We start from the raw sequence: 21856 nt of genomic DNA on the forward strand, positions 1-21856 counted from the left end.
TCCTTTCCTTGCTGGCGAGCACGTCCGAAGCCCTGCAACAAGATAGGGCTGCTTCGTCTTCCGGCGACCGCAGCTTGCGCTATCGGCGTGCCTCTTCCGTAAGGACGTTTTGACTCCCGCAAATCCCTACGAGCAGACGCGAGTTTTGATGCCATGCCCGGTGAGTGTCGTTCCGCCGCTTGGTTATGTTCGGGAACTGCATTATCTCAAGCGGAAAGCAGAGGAAAAGCTGATGCCCGCCGTCCAGGAAAACGTTACCAAGGAAATCGTCATCGAGCGCCTGAAGACGGTCAACGGACCGGACTTCACCGGCAACATCGTCGACCTCGGCATGGTTTCCGAGATTTTCATTGCCGATTCCAAGGTCTTCTTCTCGATCACGGTGCCGGCTGCCCGGGCCCAGGAGATGGAGCCGATGCGTGCCGCCGCCGAGCGTGTTGTCAAGGCGATCCCCGGTGTCGCCGGCGCCGTGGTTGCGCTGACGGCGGAAAGGAAAGGTGGCGGCATGGAGGCTCCGGTTCCGCAGAGACCCGCCCCCCGGCCCGCGCCGCCGGCCGCACCCGCTGCCGCGCCACATCCGGCCCCGCATGCTCCGGCCTCGCACAGCCAGGGCAAGCGCGGCGTGCCCGGCATCGAGGCGATTATCGCTGTCGCTTCCGGCAAGGGCGGCGTCGGCAAGTCGACCACTGCCGTCAACATCGCGCTTGGCCTCGCCGCCAACGGCCTGAGGGTCGGCGTGCTCGACGCCGACATCTACGGCCCGTCCATGCCGCGGCTGCTCAAGATCCATGGCCGGCCGCAGACCGTCGACGGCAAAGTCCTGAAGCCGATGGAGAATTACGGCCTGAAGGTCATGTCGATGGGCTTCCTCGTCGATGAGGAGACGCCGATGATCTGGCGCGGGCCGATGGTGATGTCGGCATTGACGCAAATGCTGCGCGAGGTCGAGTGGGGTCCGCTCGACGTGCTCGTCGTCGACATGCCGCCCGGCACCGGCGATGCGCAACTGACCATGGCCCAGCAGGTGCCTCTGGCCGGCGCCGTCATCGTCTCGACGCCGCAAGACCTGGCCCTCATCGATGCCCGAAAAGGCCTTAACATGTTCAGGAAGGTCGACGTGCCGCTGTTGGGCATCGTCGAGAATATGAGCTATTTCCTCGCCCCCGACACCGGCAAGCGCTACGACATCTTCGGCCATGGCGGCGCGCGCCGCGAGGCCGAGCGTCTCGGCGTCACCTTCCTCGGCGAAGTGCCGCTCGAAATGGGCATCCGCGAAAGCTCGGATGACGGCACGCCGGTGGTGGTCTCGAAGCCCGATAGCGCCGAGGCGAAGATCTACCGCGACATCGCCGCGAACGTCTGGGGCAGGGTCAACGAAGAACGCGGCGCGGCTGAAGCCGCCGTGCCGAGCATCGTGTTTGAGTGACGCGGATATCCCTCCCTCTTAAGGGTGCCGCGCTAAGCGCGGCGGGAGGGGTCGTCTCAACCGCCTCGACCCTCTTACGAAAGAAATGTCGGAGCGCGTCGCTGCGGACCCCACCCGGCCCTTCGGGCCACCCTCCCCTCAAGGGCCCCTCAAGGGGGAGGGATCAGCCGCCCACCTTCTCGCCAAAACTCGAAAAGAACTGTCCGGCCAGTTTCTTCGATGTCGATTCGATCAGCCGACTGCCGAGCTGGGCAATCTTTCCGCCGACATCGGCCTTGGCCGCATATCTCAGGATCGTCGCCTCCGGGCCATCTGCGGTCAGGGTCACATCGGCGCCGCCTTTGGCGAAGCCGGCGATGCCACCCTTGCCCTCCCCCTGGATGGTGTAGGAATGCGGCGGGTTGAGGTTCCTCAGCGTCACCTCGCCATTGAACGTCGCTTTGATGGGGCCGATTTTGACCACCACGGTCGCTCCCATCTCGGTGTCCGACTTCTTTTCGAGGCTCTGGCAGCCCGGAATGGTCTGGCTCAGAACGTCCGGGTCGTTCAGCGCTTCCCACACCTTTTGCAGGGGTGCGGCGATGCGTTCCTCGCCTTCGATCACCAAAGCCATCAAAATCTCCAGGATACAAACTGACAGGCCCCGATGCGGTCTAGCGTGAGGGTAGACGCATGTCTATCGCACCAAAGTCCGGAATCGGATGGCGCGTGCCTCTTGCCTGCTCTCGCGCGTTGTCATATCGATTTGTCATACAAATACGGAGACCATGATGGCCGGCGCCCCCACGCAGAAAAAGAAATTTCGCTCGCAGGAGTGGTTCGACAATCCCGACAATCCGGGGATGACGGCGCTTTACCTCGAGCGCTATCTGAATTACGGGCTGACGCGTGCCGAGCTGATGTCGGGCAAGCCGCTGATCGGCATCGCCCAGACCGGCTCGGATCTGTCGCCCTGCAACCGCCATCATATCGAGCTGGCCAAGCGCGTGCGCGAGGGCATCGTCTCGATGGGCGGCATCCCTTTCGAGTTCCCATGCCACCCGATCCAGGAGACGGGCAAGCGCCCAACCGCCGCACTCGACCGCAACCTCGCCTATCTCGGCCTGGTCGAGGTGCTCTACGGCTACCCGCTCGACGGCGTCGTGCTCACCATCGGCTGCGACAAGACGACGCCGGCCCTGCTGATGGCAGCGGCCACCGTCAACATTCCGGCTATCGCGCTGTCGGTCGGCCCGATGCTGAACGGCTGGCACAAGGGCAAGCGCACCGGCTCCGGCACCATCGTCTGGGAATCGCGCCAGCGCCTGTCGGCAGGCGAAATCGGCTATGACGAGTTCATGGACATCGTCGCCTCCTCGGCGCCGTCCACCGGCTATTGCAACACCATGGGCACCGCCACCACGATGAATTCGCTGGCCGAGGCGCTCGGCATGCAGCTGCCTGGCTCGGCCGCGATCCCCGCCCCATATCGCGAGCGTGGCCAGATCGCCTATGAGACGGGAAAACGCATCGTCGACATGGTGCATGAGGATCTGAAGCCCTCCGACATCATGACCCGACAGGCCTTCGAGAATGCCATCGTCGTCAATTCGGCCATCGGCGGCTCGACCAACGCGCCGATCCATCTCAACGCCATCGCACGCCATCTCGGCGTGCCGCTCGACAATGACGATTGGCAGCAGGTCGGCCTCAAAATACCGCTCCTCGTCAACCTGCAGCCGTCGGGCGAATATCTCGGCGAGGATTATCATCATGCCGGTGGCGTGCCGGCGGTGGTGGCCGAACTGATGAAGGCCGGGCTGTTGCCCCATCCCGACGCCATGACCGTCAACGGCAAGACGATGGGCGACAATTGCAGTGGGGCCGTCAACGAGAATCTCGACGTCATCCGCACCGTCGCCGAGCCGCTGAAAGCCAATGCCGGCTTCATCAATCTTAGGGGTAATCTGTTCGATTCGGCGATTATGAAGACCAGCGGTATCTCGCCCGAATTCCGCGAACGCTATCTGTCGAACCCGAAGGACCCCGAGGCCTTCGAAGGCAACGCCATGGTCTTCGACGGGCCCGAAGACTACCACGCCCGCATCGACGATCCGGCGCAAGGCATCGACGAGCACACGATCCTGTTCATGCGCGGCGCCGGCCCGATCGGTTATCCGGGCGGCGCCGAAGTCGTCAACATGCAGCCGCCGGCCCATCTCATCAAGAAGGGCATTCATGCGCTGGCCTGCATCGGCGACGGTCGCCAGTCGGGCACGTCGGGCTCGCCGTCGATCCTCAACGCCTCGCCCGAAGCCGCCATAGGCGGCGGGCTGGCGCTGTTGAAGACCGGTGACCGCGTCCGCATCGACCTGCGCAAGGGCACCGCCGACATTCTCGTCACCGACGACGAGATCACGCGCCGTCGCGCCGAGCTGCAGAACAGTGGCGGCTATCACTACCCCAAGCACCAGACGCCATGGCAGGAGATCCAGCGCGGCATGGTCGACCAGTTTTCCGAAGGAATGGTGCTGAAGCCGGCGGTAAAGTACCAGGATGTGGCGCACACCCGCGGCGTGCCGCGGGACAATCACTGAACGCCGGGCAGGGCGCTTTCCGCAACGGGCAACCGGCGGCTTGTTCGGGATCAAGCCGCCGTCAGTCCTATAGCGCAGTTCTGCCCTGGCCTGCCTGAAGTCGCCGCTCACAAATATCCTGTGATCTCCGGCGCCCGATCCTGCCTGTCGCGCCTGCCGTCCTCGTAGACGAGGGGTGCTTCGGCGAGTTCCTCTTCGGTAACGTCGTCGAGGCAGGCGACGTTCACCGCCCAGAAGTTCCCGCCCATGAAGTCGAGAAAGCCGCGCGACAGAAAATTCGCGCCGCAGTTCGGGCACATATAGTGGTTGATGTCGCCTTCCGGCCAGTTCGACGGCGTCGCCTTGTATTCCCCCATCCGGTCGCGGCCGTCCGTCACCCGCACGGCCTCATAGGCCGCGAAGGATTTCCGGTAGCCGAGCTTCCAGCAGAAGCTGCAATTGCATTTGCGGATGCCTTCGGCGAGGTCGATGTCGGCTTCGAAACGGACCGCGCCGCAATGGCAGCTGCCGTGATAGGTCTTTTTCATGGTTTTCCTCCCACACGTGTTCTGGCTCCGCCAAACCGGCCGCCGGAGCCAGAGCATCCTTTGCTTCAGGCATGACGCTTGACAAGCGGGCGCAACAAATCCACGATCATGGCAAGGGGTGCATCGCGACGACCCCGTGAGGCGTCAGCCCAACGTTCGCGTCCAAGCTTCTCTGTCAAGGAGGTGGACGCCATGCCGTCGACAACCGCTATCACCGTATCGCAACTATCCCGTCTGATTGGTCTGCCGGGTGCGCCCGCGATCGTCGATGTTCGTATCGAAGATGATTACAACGCCGATCCGCGCCTGCTCCCGGCCTCAAGCCGGCGTGATTTCAAAACCGTCTCTACCTGGGCGTCCGAATACGCCGGCAGCCGAGTGGCGGTCATCTGCCAAAGAGGACAAAAGCTCTCGCAAGGCGTGGCCGCATGGCTGCGGCATGAGGGCGTCAGTGCCGAATCCCTCGAAGGCGGCTTCGAGGCCTGGGGCGATGCCAAGGGGCTTTTGGTCGATGCCGGCAAGATACCGCCCCGCGATGGAAAAGGCCGCACCGTATGGGTGACGCGGGCGCGCCCGAAGGTCGATCGCATCGCCTGCCCCTGGTTGATCCGGCGTTTCATCGATCCGAGCGCTGTTTTCCTCTTTGTCGAGGCGGCCGAAGTGTTGGCCACTGCGGATCGCTTTCAGGCCGTGCCTTTCGACATCGACAATGTGTTCTGGTCACACCGCGGCGAACGCTGCACCTTCGACACGATGATCGAAGAGTTCGGGCTCGAATCCGAGGCGCTCGACCGCCTGGCCATGATTGTGCGCGCAGCCGACACTGCAAGTCTCGATCTGGTTCCCCAGGCGGCCGGATTCCTGGCCGCCTCGCTTGGCCTGTCGCGGATGTTTCGCGACGATCTGGAACAGCTGGAGGCAGGCATGCTGCTCTACGATGCGTTTTACCGATGGTGCCGCGACGCCACCGAGGAGACGCACAACTGGCCAAGCGTGAGCAAGCCATGAGCGCCCCGGTTTCTGACAGAACGGAGGCTTCGGGGGGCGAGATCGTCGAAGCGCCGGCTGCGCCAACCTTCCGCGAAGGCGTAAAGCTCTGGGCGAAAATCGGCCTGCTCAGCTTCGGCGGGCCAGCCGGCCAGATCGCGCTCATGCACAAGGAATTGGTCGAGGAACGGCGTTGGATCGGCGAGCAACGTTTCCTGCATGCGTTGAACTACTGCATGATGCTGCCCGGCCCTGAAGCCCAGCAACTCGCCATCTATATCGGCTGGCTGTTGCACCGGACGATCGGCGGCCTGGTCGCCGGTATCCTGTTCGTCGCGCCGGGCGCGCTTGTGATGCTCACCTTGAGCATCCTCTATGCGCTATACGGCGACGCTCCCCTCGTCGAGGCGCTGTTTTTCGGGGTGAAAGCGGCCGTGCTCGCCATCGTGATCGAGGCGATGATCCGGATCGGACGTCGGGCCCTGAAGAACCGGGTCATGGTTTCGATCGCGCTCGCCGCCTTCATTGCCATCTATGCATTGAACCTGCCGTTTCCGCTCATCATCCTGCTTGCCGGCGTGACGGGCTGGATTGGAAACCGTGTTGCGCCGGCCCTTTTTTCCGGTGCGGCACACGGCAAAGACGCGGTTCCCGACATCAAGGGCGCGGTCGACCTGATGTTCGACCGCGGCGAGCTAGCCCACACCAGGCCGACGCGATGGCATGCGCCGCGCATCATTGCGATCTGGCTGCCGATCTGGCTCGGCCCCGTGCTGCTGATCTGGGCGTTCACCGGATCCACCAGCGTGTGGACTGAGATCGGTGGCTTCTTCAGCGTCATGGCGGTCGTCACCTTCGGCGGCGCTTACGCGGTCCTGGCCTATGTCGCGCAGGCAGCGGTCGAGTCCTTCGGCTGGCTCGCACCCGGTGAAATGGTCGATGGCCTCGGGCTTGCCGAAACCACGCCTGGTCCGCTCATTCTGGTCCTGCAGTTCGTCGGCTTTCTTGCCGCGTTCCGCCAATCCGGATCGTTGAGCCCGCTGCTTGCAGGATCGCTTGGGGCGATGCTCACCCTATGGGCGACGTTCACGCCTTGCTTCTTCTGGATATTCCTCGGTGCGCCCTACATCGAAGCCCTGCGCGGCAACAAGGCGCTGTCGGCGGCGCTGACCGCGATCACTGCCGCCGTCGTCGGCGTCATCATGAATCTCGCTCTGTGGTTCGGCTTGCACGTCATCTTCGGCGAAGTGCGCAACATCGGGCTTGGAATGGACGTGCCGGTGCTCTCATCCATCGACTGGCGCGCGACGCTGCTGTCGTGTGCTGCCATGATCGCCATTCTGAAGCTGAAGATCGGCATGCTGCCGACGCTTGCGGGATCGGCCTTTGCCGGTGTTTTGTTGCTGGCAGCGAGCGGATAGCGGCTGCGTGCGGCCGTCGCTTCATTGTAGTTCGGGCATTCGGATAGGAACATCATGGCGAGACAACGCTCTTCCCTAGGCTTCCTTGGAATGTTCGGCCGATCAGGCGACCTCAGGCAACTCGACGCCGCGTTACGCGGCGTCGACCTTCATCCCGCCCTTGTGCCGGAGGGAGCAAAGCTCACCATCGTCAATCTGATGAAAGACCACTGGTCTGACGAGCCGCCACTACAAGCCTATCCAGCGGTGGCGCAGCTATTTGGCTATTGTATTGCCGGGCCGGAAGCATTCGAGCAATCCAACGGCCTTCAACATAGGCTGGATGCGGAGCGCCGGCTGGAGGCGGCACTTGAGGCCGGCGACAGCTTCGATGCGCAAATCATACTGATGACGCTGCATGCCAAGCTGATCAGTGGCGAGGTCGTCGAGCGCTATGGGTTGAGGACCGACTGACCGTTTTGACGAGAAGCGTTCTCAGCCGCCCATGCCGCTGCGCGGCAGATGGATAAGATTGCCGAAGCGGGCGCGCAACTTGTCGTCGACCAGCTTCGGGACATGGCGAGGGAAGCGCTCGGCGAGGATGCGTTTCTTCTCGATGATCGCCCGCTGCAAGATGTCGGGCCTGCCTTTCTCGTTCCACTCCTTCGGCGAAAACCGGTCGCCAACCGCCGGGTAGAAATATTCCGTCTGCATCAGCCGCAGCGTCTGCTCGTTGCCGAGATAGTGACCCGGCCCCTTCAGGCAGACGTCGGCGATGGTGTCTATCGACAGCGACTCATCGGTCACCTCGATGCCGCGCACGCAGCGCAGGCAATGGCCAAGCATGTCGTTGTCGATGATCAGGCTTTCCAGGCAGAAACCGAGCAGTGAGGCGTGCATGCCGGCCGATTCGTAGACGAGGTTGAGGCCGGCAAGGCCCGCCATCACGTCGGTGATGCCCTTTTCGTAACCGGACTGGATATCAGGCAGTTTCGAATCCGTCATGCCGGCGGCCGAACCACCGGGCAGGTCGTAGAACTGCGCCATCTGGGCGCAGGCAGCCGTCAGCACCGCTTGCTCGGCCGAACCGCCTGACATGGCGCCGGTCCTGAGATCCGAGACGAACGGCCAGGTGCCGAAAATCGCCGGATGCCCCGGCTTGATGGCGTTGACATAGACGAGGCCGGCGAGCACTTCGGCCACCGCTTGCACCACCGCGCCGGCGATCGCCGCCGGCGCTGTGGCGCCTGCCTGGCCGGCCGACAGCAACAGGATCGGAATGCCGCCTTCGACGCAGGCCTCGAGCACGCCGCAGGCGTCCTCGGCGAATTTCATTGGCGGCACGACAAAACAGTTCGAATTGGAGACGAAAGGCCGCGCGCGAAAATTCTCTTCGCCGCCGGCAATGGCATAGAGCATGTCGAGCGCCGGCTTGACGTTCTCGCGCACCGTGAAGGACGTGCCGACATGCTTCGACGTGCCCATCACGCAGGCGTAGAGCGTGTTGAAATCCATGTCGAGCGGATCGGGAATGTCGCGCGGCACCATCGGCCGCTGGAAGAAGTGGATGTTGTCGAGCCCTTCGACGATGCGGGCCGCGTCATAGATGTCCTGCAGCAGCGACTCTCGATACTCGCGCTTCTCGACGTCGACCAGATGCACGGCGGCGCCCGCCGTCCCGTAATGCACGCGCTTGCCCTGGATCAGCATGTCGTGCTTGGGATCCTGGCCATGAAGGGTGAAGTGGCGTGCGGCCTTCTTGATGGTGTCGAGGACGAGCGCGCGCGGAAAACGAATGCGGCCGTCCTCGCCGAGCGTGGCGCCGGCCTTGGTCAGCGCCTCGATGCAGGATGGGATGGCATTGGCGAAGCCGACCGTTTCAAGCAGCGTCAGCACCGCTTCGTGGATGCGCTCGCGGTCGTTTTCGCTGAGCGGCCCGTAGCTTCCGCCTTCAAGGCCGGCGCGCACCGGCTTGATATCGTCGGCAAGCGGCGCCGCCCGCATGGCGCGGCGCGCTTCGCGCCCCCCGGAACGCCGCGAACGTTGGTCCGAGGGCGTATCCGGCTTCTCAACAGCCACTGACATGGGAGGCACTCCACCTTTAGCTGCGAAGCGGGCGGCGGTGGTTGGTCCACCATCGGCGTGCTTCGTCCCCTTATGCCTCGAACTATGCCGCCGGCATTGGTGCAGCCTATGAGCCAGACGGTCCCGTCACATATGCCAGAACGCTAAAGAATGGCGGCCGGTCTCTGTCACGCCCCGACCGAGGCATCAAGCCGCCGCCGGCCTGCGCCCGGCCGCCGTCGCGAGTTCGCGGATGCCGGGCTCGATGTGCTGCAGCGCAATCGAGGAGATGCCCAGCCGCATGAAGCGCGACGGCTTTTCGGTGCGGTCGAAGAAGCGGTCGCCAGGCTCGATGATGACGCTGCGCGAGGCAGCGGCCTCGGCCAGCCCGCGCGAATCGGTGCCGCGCGGCCCTTCGAGCCAGAGCGACGCGCCACCGGCGGAATCGGTCGAGCGCCACTCCGGCAGGAAAGCGGAAATTGCATGGATCAGACGCTTGCGCCGTTCGTCGAAAGCGCTCGACAGCCGCCGCACCAGCGCCTCATGGTGGCCAAGCGACAAGAACAGTGCGACCGCGCGCTGGTTGTTGGCCGGCGGATGACGGAGCATGAAGCGGCGTAGCGCGCGAAGCTCGGAGATCAGCCCGGCCGAGGCCACGATGTAGCCGAGCCTAAGGCCCGGAGCCAGCGTCTTCGACATTGAGCCGACATAGATGACGCGGCCCGAGCGGTCGAGGCTCTTCAGCGCCTGCTGCGGCGCTTCGTCCAGAAGCTGGCTGTCATAGCCGTCCTCGATGATGATTTGGTTGTGACGATTGGCGCGCGCCAGCAGGTCCTGCCGGCGCTCCGCCGACAGCGGCACCATGGTCGGGCAATGGTGGCTGGGCGTCACGAAGACGAAGCCGGAATCACTGGGAATAGAAGCGGTTACGATGCCGGAGTGGTCGACCGGGACCGGTGTGACGTCGGCGCCCGCCAGCCGGAAGATCGAGCGTGCGTCGGGATAGCCGGGGTCTTCCATGGCGACCTTGGAGCCTTTGGTCATCAGCAGCGTCGCCAGCATGTAGAGCGCATTCTGCGCGCCGAGCGTGACGATGATCTCATCGGGGTTGGCGAAGATGCCGCGCCGCGGCAACAGCCGCGCCTGGATCTGCTCGATCAGCAGCGGATCGTCGCGGTCGACCATGTCGGACGCCCAGTTGCGGATCTCGAGCACGGCGAGCGCCATGCGGTTGCACTCGCGCCACTCGGCGGTCGGGAACAGTGCCGGATCGAACTGGCCATAGACAAAGGGGTAGGACGACTTGATCCAGTTGTCGTGCTTGGCCGGCGGCGGCATGTCGCTGGCCGCGATCTGTCGGCGCGCCTTCCAGTCGATCTCATTGGCCTGGTCGGGCGCCTTCTGGTGCGGTTTGGCCGGCGTCGCCAGCACGTCCGGATTGACGAAATGGCCGCGCCGTTCGCGCGCCACAAGGAAACCCTGGTCGACGAGTTGCTGGAAGGCCAGCACCACGGTGCCGCGCGCCACGCCGAGTTTCTCGGCCAGGATCCGGCAGGACGGAAGCGGCATCGAGGCGGCGATTTGCCGGTCGAGGATGGCGGCGACGATTGCTTGACGGATCTGTGCCTGCAGGGTCTGGCCGGATTCCGCCGAAATCCGGAACAGGCCGGACCATATGGCCGTGTCGTTTCGCTGTGGCATGGAAGATGTTCCTCGATGGCCAGCTTTTTTCACTTGGCTGGACCAGTCGAATGTACCGGTGGCACAAGCTGTTGCGCCAATCAATTTTTCTGATCGCTGGGATTTACGCCAGTGATCCTTCGCTGCACTGCGTCATCCCCTGGCATGACGCAACGCGTCATCCCAGCGTGACGCCGTGCGTCATCGCTGCGCATTGAAACCAGTTGATTTCGGCTAGATAGTTTGGACGCGACGACACGCGCCGGAAACATCCGGTCTGTTATGTTGGCATTTCAAGGCTCGGAGTGAGGCAGTGGATCAATCGTCCTTTCAAAAACAGCTCGACGCCCTGCGCGATCACCGTGCGGCCAAATCGGGCAGCATGCGCGAGGCTTTCGCCGCTGATCCGCAGCGCTTCGAAAAATTCTCCGCCACCGACGGCGACCTGCTGCTCGACTGGTCGAAATGCGCGGTCGATGCGCAGACGATGGATATGCTGGAGAAGCTGGCGGGAGCCGCCGATCTCGAAGGCCGGCGCGCCGCGATGTTCTCAGGCAAGAAGATCAACGTCACCGAAGGCCGCGCCGTGCTGCACACCGCCCTGCGCAACCTGAACGGCAAGGGCATCGTGCTCGACGGTCAGGATGTGAAGGCGGAGGTTGTCGCCGTGCTCGACGCGATGGGCGTCTTCGCCGATGCCGTGCGCTCCGGCAAGGCGGCCGGCGCCACAGGCAAGAAGATCACCGACATCGTCAACATCGGCATCGGCGGGTCCGACCTTGGCCCGGCCATGGCGACGCTGGCGCTGGCGCCCTATCACGACGGGCCGCGCACGCACTACGTGTCCAATATCGACGGCGCTCATATCCACGACACGCTGATGGGCCTTTCCGCCGAAACCACGCTGTTCATCGTGGCCTCGAAGACCTTCACCACGGTCGAGACGATGACCAATGCCGAGACGGCGCGCGAATGGGTGCAGAAGGCGCTCGGCAAGGAAGCGGTCGGCAAGCATTTCGCCGCCGTCTCGACGGCGCTGGAGTTGGTGGCCAAGTTCGGCATCGCGTCCGACCGCGTCTTCGGCTTCTGGGACTGGGTCGGCGGACGCTATTCGGTCTGGGGCGCGATCGGCCTGCCGGTGATGATCGCCGTCGGCCCGAAGAATTTTCGCGCCTTTCTCGACGGCGCGCATGCGATGGACGAGCATTTCCAGACTGCGCCGCTGGCCAGGAACCTGCCGGCGCTGATGGGGCTGGTCGGCTGGTGGCATCGGGTGATCTGTAAATACCCCGCTCGCGCCGTCATCCCCTACGATCAGCGCCTGTCGAGGCTGCCGGCCTATCTACAGCAGCTCGACATGGAATCGAACGGCAAGAGCGTCACCCTCGACGGCGGCGCTGTGACCACGCCGACCGGCCCGCTGGTCTGGGGCGAGCCCGGCACCAATGGCCAGCACGCCTTCTTCCAGCTGCTGCACCAGGGCACCGATTTCATTCCAGTCGAATTCCTCGCAGCGGCCATCGGTCATGAGCCGGACCTCAAGCATCACCACGATCTGTTGCTCGCCAACTGCCTGGCGCAGTCGGAGGCTTTCATGAAGGGCCGCACGCTGGAGGAAGCGCGCGCGCAGATGCTGGCGAAAGGCATGGCGCCCGCCGAGGTCGACAGGATCGCCCCGCACCGCGTCTTCTCCGGCAACCGGCCCTCGACGACGATCCTCTACAGACAACTCGATCCGCATACGTTCGGACGGCTGATCGCGCTCTATGAGCACCGCGTCTTCGTCGAAGGCACGCTCTTCAACATCAATTCCTTCGACCAGTGGGGCGTCGAGCTCGGCAAGGAACTGGCGACCGGGCTGCTGCCTGTCGTGGAAGGCAAGGAGAATGCCGCAAAGCGGGACGCTTCGACCGCCGGACTGGTGGGACACATCCACCGATTGCGCGGATCGGAGTAAGCGGCTTGGCCGAGATCAAGGGAATATTGTTCGACAAGGACGGCACGCTTGTCGACTTCAACGCAACATGGCTCGGCGTTGCCGATTTCATGGCGATGGATGCGTCGGAGGGCGACCGCTGGAAGGCCGACAGGCTGCTTGCCGCGGCGGGCTACGATTTCGCCACCAAACGCTTCAAGCCCGACTCCATCTTCGCCTCCGGCACCAACATGGATGTCGTCGAGCTTTGGTTTCCGCGGCTGTCGGATGAAGACCAGATGCTTGCCGTCGCCCGCTTCAACGAGATCACCTCGGTGCAGGGCTCGGCGATGGCGGTGGCGCTGCCGGGCATCGTCGAGACGCTCGGCGTTCTTCACAGGAAATCCTACCGGCTCGGCGTCGCCACCAACGATTCGACCACTGGCGCGGAAAAGACATTGCTGACGCTCGGCGTCGCGCAGCTGTTCGACGCCGCCTATGGTTACGACGCGGTGGCCAATCCGAAACCGGCGCCGGATACGATCCTTGCCTTCTCGGACCTTACCGGCCTGAGGCCGACCGCGATCGCCATGGTCGGCGACAATCGCCACGATCTGGAGATGGCGCGGGCCGGCGGCTGCGGTCTGGCAATCGGCGTGCTCTCCGGCACCGGCACGCGGGAATCGCTATCGCAGATCGCCGACGTCATTCTGGATTCGGTTGCCGACCTGCCCGACTTTCTTTCGGCAAGGGTCAAGGAGACGACCTGAACTCGCAGGGCTACTCCGGCTCGAACGAGAAGACACCGCTCGGCTTCATCGCCGCGCCTTTTGCTTCGCCGACATCCGGCACGCGGTATTCGGCCAGCAGCCGAAGCCGCGAGCGGGGCAGGTAGGCCCGGCCCGGGTCGCCGATCAGCACATTGATGCGTGCGGCCAGGCAGCGGTCGAGGAAGGGGATGACCCGGTCGGCGAGATCTTGCCCGTAAAACAAGTCGCCGGCTGCCACGACATCCACCGGCGGCGGCGGACCAGCGGTGATGTCCTGGCCGACGACTGTGATTGCGACGCCGTTCGCCGCCGCATTGAGACCGAGCGCCGCGACGCCGTTGCGGTCGATCTCAGACGCGAGCACTTCGCGCGCTCCGGCCTTTGCCGCGGCGATGCCGACGAGGCCCGACCCGGCGCCGAGGTCGAGCACGCGAAGCCCGGCCACGGACTCCGGCCGATCGAGGATGTAGCGGGCAAGCACCGCGCCGCCGGCCCAGGCATAGGCCCAGTAAGGTGGATGCGGCTCGGGCCCGTCCTCGTCGGCTTCGGTTCCTTCTTCTTCCGGCTCGGCTGCTTGTCCTTCTTGATGCGTGAGCCGCCACAGACCGCTCGCGGGATGCGTTGCATAAAGCCGGATTTCGGGAAGCGCAGGAACAGGGGCGATACGCATGTTCGCCTTGATGAATGTCAGCGGATCGTGACGGGAAAGCGTGTCCACCGTGTCATCTACAGTAAGGCAATCGCCCAAATTATCCCTATCCCCGTAACGCCCGCCGCAGAATCTTGCCCACCGGCGTCTTCGGCAGTTCGGTCCGAAACTCGATGTATTTTGGCCGCTTGTAGCCGGTCAGGTTCTCGCGGCAATAGACGGTCAGCACCTCAGCGGTCAGCAACGGGTCCTTCTTGACGACGAACAGCTTCGGCACTTCGCCTGAATGCTCGTCCGGCACACCGATCGCCGCCACTTCGAGCACGCCCGGATGCAGCGCCACGACTTCCTCGAGTTCGTTCGGATAGACGTTGAAGCCGGACACCAGGATCATGTCCTTCTTGCGGTCGACGATCTTGGTGTAGCCGCGCTCGTCCATGAAGCCCATGTCGCCCGACTTGAAGAAACCATCCTTGGTCATCACCTTGGCGGTCTCGTCCGGCCGGTTCCAGTAGCCGGCCATCACTTGCGGTCCGCGTATGCAGATCTCGCCGACTTCGCCGAGCGGCAAATCGTTGCCGTCGTCCTCGCGGATGGCGATCTCGGTCGAGGGCAGCGGCAGGCCGATCGTGCCGGTGAAGGTGCCATTGCTGAATGTGTTGGCGGTGGCCACCGGCGAGGTTTCCGAAAGCCCGTAGCCCTCGGTAACCGGGCAGCCGGTCAACGCCTTCCAGCGTTCGGCAACACCCTTCTGCACCGCCATGCCGCCGCCCAGCGTCAGGATCAGTGGCTTGAAGTCAAGCTTGCGGAAATCTTCATTGTTTAGCAGCGCGTTGAACAGCGTGTTGAGGCCTGGAAAGATGTGGATCGGATATTTGCCGAGTTGCTTGACGAAGCCGGGAATGTCGCGCGGATTGGGAATGAGTATGTTCTGGCCGCCGAGCTGCATGCCCATCAGTGCGTTCACCGTCAGCGCGAAGATATGGTAGAGCGGCAGCGCGCAGATGAAGTTGAGATGCGCCGGTTTCGGCTTGACCGTGAAGGCGTCCTCGATCCAGAGCGCGTTCTGCGCCACATTGGCCAGCACGTTGCTGTGCAGCAGTACCGCGCCCTTCGAGATGCCGGTGGTGCCGCCGGTATATTGCAGGAAGGCGACATCGTCGGCAGCGACCTTCACCGGCTTGAAATTCATGCCGGTGCCTGCTTTCAACGCGGCGTTGAACTTGACATGGCCGGGCAGCGACCAGGCCGGGACCATCTTCTTCACGCGGCGCACGACGAGATTGACGATCGTTCCTTTCAGGCCGCCAAGCATGTCGCCCATCGCCGCGACCACGACATGCTTGACAGCGGTTTTGGCGATCACCGCCTGCAAGGTGTTGGCGAAATTTTCGAGAATGACGATGGCTTGAGCGCCTGAATCCCTGAGCTGATGTTCCAGCTCGCGCGGCGTGTAGAGCGGGTTGATGTTGACCACGACATAGCCGGCACGCAGCACTGCCATCATCGCCACCGGATATTGCAGCACGTTCGGCATCATCACCGCCACGCGTGCGCCTTTCTGCAGTCCCGTAGACTGCAGATAGGCGGCGAAGGCGGCCGATTGCCGCTCGACTTCCGCATAGGTGATGGTCTTGCCCATGCAGGTGAAGGCCGGCCGGCTGGCATACTGCTTGCAGGCGTCGGCGAGCAGATCGCCGATTGAGCCGAACGGCAGGGCGCCGATCTCGGCAGGAACGACCTTCGGGTAGCTCTTGAGCCAAGGCCTTTCCGGCGATCCGGCGCCAACCGCTTTCGGCAATCTCTCGGCCGGACCCGGCTTCGACGCCGATGTAGCCGATGTCGGTGCCGCTTTCGGCTTGGCAACGGCTTTGGCCGTCGGCGCCTTTGGCTTGTCGGAACTGGCCGGTTTTGCGGCAGTTTTGGCCCTCGCTTTCGCGGGGGCCGTTGTCCTTGGTGCTTTTGCCACCTGTCCCTCCCTCGGTTGTTCTTATTGTCTCTGCTTGCCCGCCGCGTTGCCTCCGAATGACAGAGACGTCCTCCGCTGCTGCCGGCATCCAGGAAATGCAGCCTGCCATCTATGTATTGCGACTATCGGCAGCCGTGCAAGTCTGACCCTGCGGCAAGACTGGAAAGAAATCTTCCGCGCCAATGACAAGCCGATGGTCGCGGTTCCTCACCAACGCCGGGTTGAAGATCAATAAAAAAATGCAGTCGTTAATAATACCGTGATCGGCAGAAATTAACATTTCATTCTCTTTATCGAGGATGCCGGAGAATTAAATTCTGCTTCCCATGGGGTAGGCAAACGGGGTGTTCCAAAGCCGGAAAAACGGTGCTTATATGCGCGCTTCGCGAGCCTGATAGAGGGGCTTGGAAGAACATCAGGGAGTCCTCCATGAAAAAGAAACTGACTTTTGCGGCCGCGTTGCTGGCCGCAAGCGTCCTCGGCGGCATGGCCAATGCGAAACAGCTGGTCTACTGCTCGGAGGCGTCGCCGGCCGGCTTCGACCCGTCGCCGTGGAGCGGTGGCAACGACTTCGACGCGTCGTCGCGCACCATCTATTCGCGCCTGGTCGAGTTCGAACACGGCAAAACCACCATCACCCCCGGCCTCGCCGAGAGCTGGACGGTTTCTGACGACGGTCTCGAATACACGTTCAAGCTTCGGCCGGGTGTGAAGTTCCAGACCACCGACTACTTCACGCCGACGCGCGATCTCAACGCCGACGACGTGATCTTCTCCTTCGAACGCCAGTGGAAGAAGGAAAACCCGTGGTTCGACTATCTGGCAGGCACCGGCTGGGAATATTTTGCCGGCATGGGCTTCCCGGATCTTCTCAAGGAAATCGTCAAGGTCGACGACCTGACGGTGAAATTCGTGCTGAACAAGCCTGAAGTCGCTTTCCTGCCGGACCTCGGCATGGATTTTGCTTCGATCGTCTCCAAGGAATATGCCGACCAGCTCGACAAGGCCGGCACCAGGCAGCAATTCACCCAAAAGCCGATCGGCACCGGTCCGTTCCAGTTCGTCGACTACCAGGTCGATGCGGTCATCCGCTATGCGGCATGGGACGGCTACTATGGCGGCCGCCAGAAAATCGACGATCTGATCTTTGCCATCACGACCGATCCGGCCGTGCGCGCGCAGAAGCTGAAGGCGGGCGAGTGCGATATCATGTCGTATCCGGCGCCGGCCGACATTGCCGGCCTGAAAGCCGACCCGAACCTCAAGGTCGACGAGCAGGAAGGCCTGAACATCGGCTACATGGCCTATAACACGACCCAGCCGCCCTTCGACAAGGTCGAGGTCCGCAAGGCCCTCAACATGGCCGTCAACAAGCAGGCCATTCTCGATGCGGTCTATCAGGGCGCTGGCCAGGCGGCCATAAACCCGATCCCGCCGACGATGTGGTCCTATAACAAGGACATCAAGGACGATCCGTACGATCCGGACGCGGCCAAGAAGATGCTGACTGATGCCGGCGTCACGGATCTCTCGATGAAGATCTGGGCAATGCCCGTCAGCCGCCCGTACAATCCGAACGCCCAAAGAGTAGCCGAACTGATTCAGGCCGACTACGCCAAGATCGGCGTGAAGGCCGAGATCGTCAGCTACGAATGGACCGAGTATCGCGAACGCGGCAAGGCCAAGGACCGCGACGGCGCCTTCCAACTGGGCTGGACCGGTGACAATGGCGATCCGGACAACTTCCTGTTCCTGCTCGGCTGCGATGCCATCGGCCAGTCCAACTATGCGATATGGTGCAACCAGGAGTTCGAAGCCCTGCTGCAGAAGGGCAAGGCAACTACTGACGTCGCGGAGCGCACCAAGATCTACGAGGAAGCTCAGGTCGTGTTCAAGCGTGAGGCGCCATGGCTGACCATCGCCCATTCCAAGGTCTTCATGCCGATGAACAAGAAAGTTACCGGCTTCGTCATGGACCCGCTCGGCATTCATAGGTTCGACGGCGTCGACGTCACCGAATAACTCCTGAGAAATTCGACGGCGGCGCTGGACTTCCGGCGCCGCCGTTCTATGAAGTAAGATGCTCCGCTATCTCCTCCACAAGCTCGCCCTGATCATCCCGACGGTGTTCGGCATATCGCTGGCGGCATTCGCTTTCGTCCGTCTCCTGCCGGGCGACCCGATCCTGGCCCTGGCTGGCGAGCGCGGCGTCAGCCCCGAACGCTACGCCGAGCTTATCGAGCGGTTTGGCTACAACCGGCCTTATGTCATCCAGTATCTGGAGTATATCGGCAGGGTCCTGACCGGCGACTTCGGCATATCGCTCGCCACCAAGCGGCCTGTGCTCGGTGAATTCCAGGCGCTGTTTCCGGCGACGCTGGAACTGGCGACGATCGCGCTGATCATTGCCGTGCTCATCGGCATTCCCGCCGGTATCTTCGCCGCGGTCAAGCGCGGATCATGGTTCGACCAGGCGACGATGGGTGTGGCGCTGACCGGCTATTCGATGCCGATCTTCTGGTGGGGCCTGCTGCTCATCATCTTCTTCTCCGGCTATCTCGGCTGGACGCCGGTTTCCGGCCGCATCGGCCTTCAGTATTTCTTCAAGCCGACCACGGGGTTCATGCTGATCGACAGCCTGATCTCCGGCAAGAGCGGCGCTTTCAGGTCCGCCGCCAGTCATCTGGTCCTGCCGGCGATCGTGCTGGCGACAATCCCGCTCGCCGTTATAGCGCGGCAGACGCGGTCGGCGATGCTGGAGGTGCTGGGCGAAGACTATGTCCGCACCGCCCGCGCCAAGGGCCTGGCGCCGCGCCGCGTCATCGGGCTCCACGCTTTTCGCAATGCGCTGATCCCCGTCGTTACCACCATCGGCCTGCAGGTCGGCACCCTGATGGCCGGCGCCATCCTGACCGAAACGATCTTTTCGTGGCCCGGTATCGGCAAGTGGATGATCGACGCGATCGCCAAGCGCGACTATGTCGTCGTCCAGAGCGGCTTGCTGATCATCGCGCTAATTGTCATGGCGGTGAACCTGATCGTCGACGTGCTCTACGCCGTCATCAACCCACGAATCCGGGTGCAGTGAGATGACCGACCAAACCACGGCAGAAGCCACCGCCGCCGCCATTCCGACCGGCGGCCGGCAGCGCGCCTTCGCCGAGTTCTGGCATTACTACTCGATGAACACCGGCGCCGTCATCGGCCTGGTCGTGTTCGCGGCTCTGGTGCTGATCGCGATTTTCGCACCGCTGGTCGCGCCGCATTCGCCTGACGAACAGTTTCGCGATTCGCTGCTGACGCCCCCGGTCTGGCAGGAGGGCGGCAAATCGATGTTCCTGCTCGGCACCGACGCGGTCGGCCGCGACATGCTTTCGCGGCTGATTTTCGGCGCGCGGTTCTCGCTGTTCATCGGTCTGGTCGTCGTCGTTTTCTCGCTGACCAGCGGCATCGTCCTCGGCGTGCTCGCCGGCTATTTCCGCGGCTGGGTCGATACGCTGATCATGCGCATCATGGACGTCATTCTGGCCTTCCCGTCGCTGCTCCTCGCCCTGGTTCTGGTGGCGATCCTCGGACCCGGCCTGTTCAACGCCATGCTGGCGATTGCGCTGGTGCTGCAGCCGCATTTCGCGCGGCTCACGCGCGCGGCGGTGATGGCTGAAAAGAACCGCGAATATGTGATCTCCGCCAAGGTGGCCGGTGCCAGTCACCTCAGGCTGATGGTGAAGACGATCTTGCCGAACTGCATGGCACCTCTGATCGTGCAGGCGACGCTGTCCTTCTCCAACGCCATTCTCGAGGCCGCGGCTCTCGGCTTCCTCGGCGTCGGCGCGCAGCCGCCGACGCCGGAATGGGGCACGATGCTGGCCACGGCGCGCGAGTTCATCCTGCGCGCGCCATGGGTGGTGACCTTCCCCGGCCTTGCCATTCTAATCACGGTGCTTGCCATCAACCTGATCGGCGATGGCCTGCGCGATGCCTTTGACCCCAAGCTGAAGAGGTCGTGACCATGCCTCTTCTCGAGATCAAGAACCTCACCGTGTCCTTCGATACCGCCGCCGGACCTTTCATGGCCGTACAAGGCATCGACCTGTCGATCGAGCCGCGCGAGGTGCTGGCGATCGTCGGCGAATCCGGCTCCGGCAAATCGGTCGCGATGCTGGCAGTGATGGGGCTTCTGCCGAATACGGCCACGGTAAAGGCCGACCGCATGGCCTTCGACGGCATCGACCTGCTCGAGCTCAGCCCGTCCGAGCGCCGCAAGATCGTCGGCAAGGACATCTCGATGATCTTCCAGGAGCCGATCGCCAGCCTCAATCCGTGCTTCACCGCCGGCTTCCAGATCGAGGAGGTGCTGCGTTTCCACATGGGCATGGACCGCGCCCAGCGCCGGGCCCGCGCCATCGAGCTGATGAAGCTGGTCGGCATTGCCGATCCGGAAGAGCGGCTGAACTCGTTCCCGCACCAGATGTCGGGCGGCCAGTGTCAGCGCGTCATGATCGCCATCGCCATTGCCTGCAATCCGAAGCTGCTGATCGCCGACGAGCCGACCACCGCGCTCGATGTCACCATCCAGAAGCAGATCCTTGACCTTCTGGTTGGCCTGCAGGCCAAATATGGCATGGGACTGATCATGATCACCCACAATATGGGCGTCGTGGCCGAAACCGCCGACCGCGTCATCGTCCAGTACAAGGGCCGCAAGATGGAGGAGGCAGACGTGCTGTCGCTGTTCGAGCAGCCGAAGAGCAACTACACGCGCGCGCTGCTGTCGGCGCTGCCGGAAAATGCCGTCGGCGACCGGCTGCCGACCATTTCCGACATGCTGTTCGAACCGGCCCCCTCTGCTGCGGGAGCCGGGACTGCAACGGGAGCCGCGCCATGAGTGTGACGGTTCTCGAAGGCAAGAACATCGTGCGCGACTATCATGTCGGCGGCGGCCTGTTTCGTCCCTCGCGCACGGTGCATGCGGTCAAGGGCGTTTCCTTCAGCGTCGACAAGGGCAAGACGCTGGCCATCGTCGGCGAAAGCGGCTGCGGCAAGTCAACGCTCGCCCGCATCATCACCCTGATCGATCCGGCGACATCAGGTGAACTCTTCATCGACGGCAACAAGGTCGACATCGCCAAGGATGGCTTGACGAAGGAGATGCGCCGCAAGGTGCAGATCGTCTTCCAGAACCCTTATGGTTCGCTCAATCCGCGCCAGAAGATCGGCGACGTGCTGGGCGAGCCGCTGCTCATCAACACCGACAAGCCGGCCGCCGAACGGCGCGATCTCGCCATGAAGATGCTGAAGAAGGTCGGCCTCGGCCCCGAACACTACAACCGCTACCCCCACATGTTCTCGGGCGGCCAGCGCCAGCGCATCGCCATTGCCCGCGCGCTGATGCTCAATCCAAGCCTTTTGGTGCTCGACGAGCCGGTTTCGGCGCTCGATCTGTCGGTGCAGGCGCAGGTGCTCAACCTGCTCGCCGACCTGCAGGACGAATTCAAGCTGACCTATGTCTTCATCAGCCACGACCTGTCGGTGGTGCGCTACATCGCCGACGACGTGATGGTCATGTATTACGGCGAGGCGGTCGAATACGGTTCGCGCGACGAAGTCTTTGCCGACCCTAAGCACAGCTACACTAAGACGCTATTCGCGGCCACGCCGCGCGCCGACGTCGCCTCGATCAAGGCGAGGCTGGCGAAGAAGAAGGCGGCCTAGAGTCAAACTACTCTGAATGACCGAGTTTGACCCATTCGCGACCTTCAACAAGCAGAGCAGCAGCTCTGGATTAGGCGGGAAAAGCAGTCCTTGTTATGAACCGATCAATCCCTCAGGCCGGCAGCGGTTCGCGAAAGCGGCACCAGCCATCCGGGCTGATCTCGCCTGCGACGATCTCGCA

18 protein-coding genes are annotated in these 21856 nt (G+C 63.1%); 12 read left to right on the forward strand and 6 right to left on the reverse strand.

All coding sequences use genetic code 11. The features are described 5' to 3' along the window. Nucleotides 1–232 precede the first annotated feature (232 nt). Nucleotides 233–1426, forward strand: coding sequence for an Mrp/NBP35 family ATP-binding protein (locus CIT31_RS26790; RefSeq protein ID WP_095521154.1), 1194 nt, complete (start codon nt 233–235; stop codon nt 1424–1426). 163 nt (nt 1427–1589) lie between these two features. On the opposite strand, the gene CIT31_RS26795 is transcribed toward CIT31_RS26790, so the two are convergent. Continuing rightward, on the reverse strand, nt 1590–2039 hold the full coding sequence (locus CIT31_RS26795; RefSeq protein WP_065005974.1) for an SRPBCC family protein: 450 nt from the start codon (nt 2037–2039) through the stop codon (nt 1590–1592). A gap of 157 nt (nt 2040–2196) precedes the next feature. Between CIT31_RS26795 and CIT31_RS26800 the strand changes: the two genes are divergently transcribed. Next, the gene (locus CIT31_RS26800; protein WP_095521155.1) at nt 2197–4002 is read left to right on the forward strand and encodes an IlvD/Edd family dehydratase; all 1806 of its coding nucleotides are present in this window, start codon (nt 2197–2199) and stop codon (nt 4000–4002) included. A gap of 107 nt (nt 4003–4109) precedes the next feature. Here CIT31_RS26800 and CIT31_RS26805 read toward each other — a convergent pair whose 3' ends face one another. Beyond that, complete coding sequence (locus CIT31_RS26805) at nt 4110–4529, reverse strand: GFA family protein (RefSeq protein ID WP_095521073.1); 420 nt, start codon at nt 4527–4529, stop codon at nt 4110–4112. Nucleotides 4530–4721: 192 nt separating this feature from the next. On the opposite strand from CIT31_RS26805, the gene CIT31_RS26810 reads away from it, so the two are divergent. Genes CIT31_RS26810 through CIT31_RS26820 form a run of 3 tightly spaced genes read left to right on the forward strand, consistent with a single transcriptional unit; the run spans nt 4722 to nt 7390 of the window. Then, a complete protein-coding gene (locus CIT31_RS26810; RefSeq protein ID WP_095521074.1) occupies nt 4722–5537 on the forward strand; it encodes a chromate resistance protein ChrB domain-containing protein in 816 nt (271 codons plus the stop codon). Beyond that, nucleotides 5534–6937 carry a chromate efflux transporter gene (chrA, locus tag CIT31_RS26815; RefSeq protein WP_095521075.1) on the forward strand — a complete coding sequence of 468 codons (1404 nt, stop codon included), beginning with the start codon at nt 5534–5536 and terminating at the stop codon, nt 6935–6937. Before CIT31_RS26810 ends, chrA begins: the two co-directional genes overlap by 4 nt. A 54-nt stretch (nt 6938–6991) precedes the next feature. Further along, nucleotides 6992–7390, forward strand: a complete 399-nt coding sequence (locus CIT31_RS26820; RefSeq protein ID WP_065005970.1) for a hypothetical protein — start codon at nt 6992–6994, stop codon at nt 7388–7390. A 21-nt stretch (nt 7391–7411) separates the two neighbouring features. Here CIT31_RS26820 and CIT31_RS26825 read toward each other — a convergent pair whose 3' ends face one another. Both CIT31_RS26825 and pdxR read right to left on the reverse strand, forming a co-directional pair. Next, complete coding sequence (locus tag CIT31_RS26825; protein WP_095521076.1) at nt 7412–9001, reverse strand: trimethylamine methyltransferase family protein; 1590 nt, start codon at nt 8999–9001, stop codon at nt 7412–7414. 186 nt (nt 9002–9187) lie between these two features. Further along, on the reverse strand, nt 9188–10681 hold the full coding sequence (pdxR, locus tag CIT31_RS26830) for a MocR-like pyridoxine biosynthesis transcription factor PdxR (protein WP_029357044.1): 1494 nt from the start codon (nt 10679–10681) through the stop codon (nt 9188–9190). A gap of 292 nt (nt 10682–10973) precedes the next feature. Between pdxR and pgi the strand changes: the two genes are divergently transcribed. Together pgi and CIT31_RS26840 are read left to right on the forward strand one after the other, a co-directional pair. Beyond that, the gene (gene pgi / locus CIT31_RS26835; protein ID WP_095521077.1) at nt 10974–12617 is read left to right on the forward strand and encodes a glucose-6-phosphate isomerase; all 1644 of its coding nucleotides are present in this window, start codon (nt 10974–10976) and stop codon (nt 12615–12617) included. 5 nt (nt 12618–12622) lie between these two features. Next, on the forward strand, nt 12623–13345 hold the full coding sequence (locus CIT31_RS26840; protein ID WP_029357042.1) for an HAD family hydrolase: 723 nt from the start codon (nt 12623–12625) through the stop codon (nt 13343–13345). Between the two features lie 10 nt (nt 13346–13355). On the opposite strand, the gene CIT31_RS26845 is transcribed toward CIT31_RS26840, so the two are convergent. Then, complete coding sequence (locus CIT31_RS26845) at nt 13356–14015, reverse strand: class I SAM-dependent methyltransferase (protein ID WP_095521156.1); 660 nt, start codon at nt 14013–14015, stop codon at nt 13356–13358. 85 nt (nt 14016–14100) lie between these two features. After that, on the reverse strand, nt 14101–15963 hold the full coding sequence (locus CIT31_RS26850) for a long-chain fatty acid--CoA ligase (protein ID WP_095521078.1): 1863 nt from the start codon (nt 15961–15963) through the stop codon (nt 14101–14103). 429 nt (nt 15964–16392) lie between these two features. Between CIT31_RS26850 and CIT31_RS26855 the strand changes: the two genes are divergently transcribed. The 5 genes from CIT31_RS26855 to CIT31_RS26875 are packed head-to-tail and all read left to right on the forward strand — an operon-like array spanning nt 16393 to nt 21675. Next, nucleotides 16393–17985 (forward strand): ABC transporter substrate-binding protein, encoded by a 1593-nt coding sequence (locus tag CIT31_RS26855; RefSeq protein ID WP_029357039.1) that lies wholly within the window; start codon nt 16393–16395, stop codon nt 17983–17985. A gap of 58 nt (nt 17986–18043) precedes the next feature. After that, nucleotides 18044–19051 (forward strand): ABC transporter permease subunit, encoded by a 1008-nt coding sequence (locus CIT31_RS26860; RefSeq protein WP_029357038.1) that lies wholly within the window; start codon nt 18044–18046, stop codon nt 19049–19051. Between the two features lies 1 nt (nt 19052). Further along, on the forward strand, nt 19053–19970 hold the full coding sequence (locus CIT31_RS26865; protein ID WP_095521079.1) for an ABC transporter permease subunit: 918 nt from the start codon (nt 19053–19055) through the stop codon (nt 19968–19970). 2 nt (nt 19971–19972) lie between these two features. Next, nucleotides 19973–20848, forward strand: a complete 876-nt coding sequence (locus tag CIT31_RS26870) for an ABC transporter ATP-binding protein (protein WP_095521080.1) — start codon at nt 19973–19975, stop codon at nt 20846–20848. Next, nucleotides 20845–21675, forward strand: coding sequence for a dipeptide ABC transporter ATP-binding protein (locus CIT31_RS26875; RefSeq protein ID WP_095521081.1), 831 nt, complete (start codon nt 20845–20847; stop codon nt 21673–21675). The genes CIT31_RS26870 and CIT31_RS26875 overlap by 4 nt, the downstream gene beginning before the upstream one ends. Nucleotides 21676–21856 lie beyond the last annotated feature (181 nt).

The organism is Mesorhizobium wenxiniae, assembly GCF_002284535.1.
Taxonomy (GTDB): Bacteria; Pseudomonadota; Alphaproteobacteria; order Rhizobiales; family Rhizobiaceae; genus Mesorhizobium; species Mesorhizobium wenxiniae.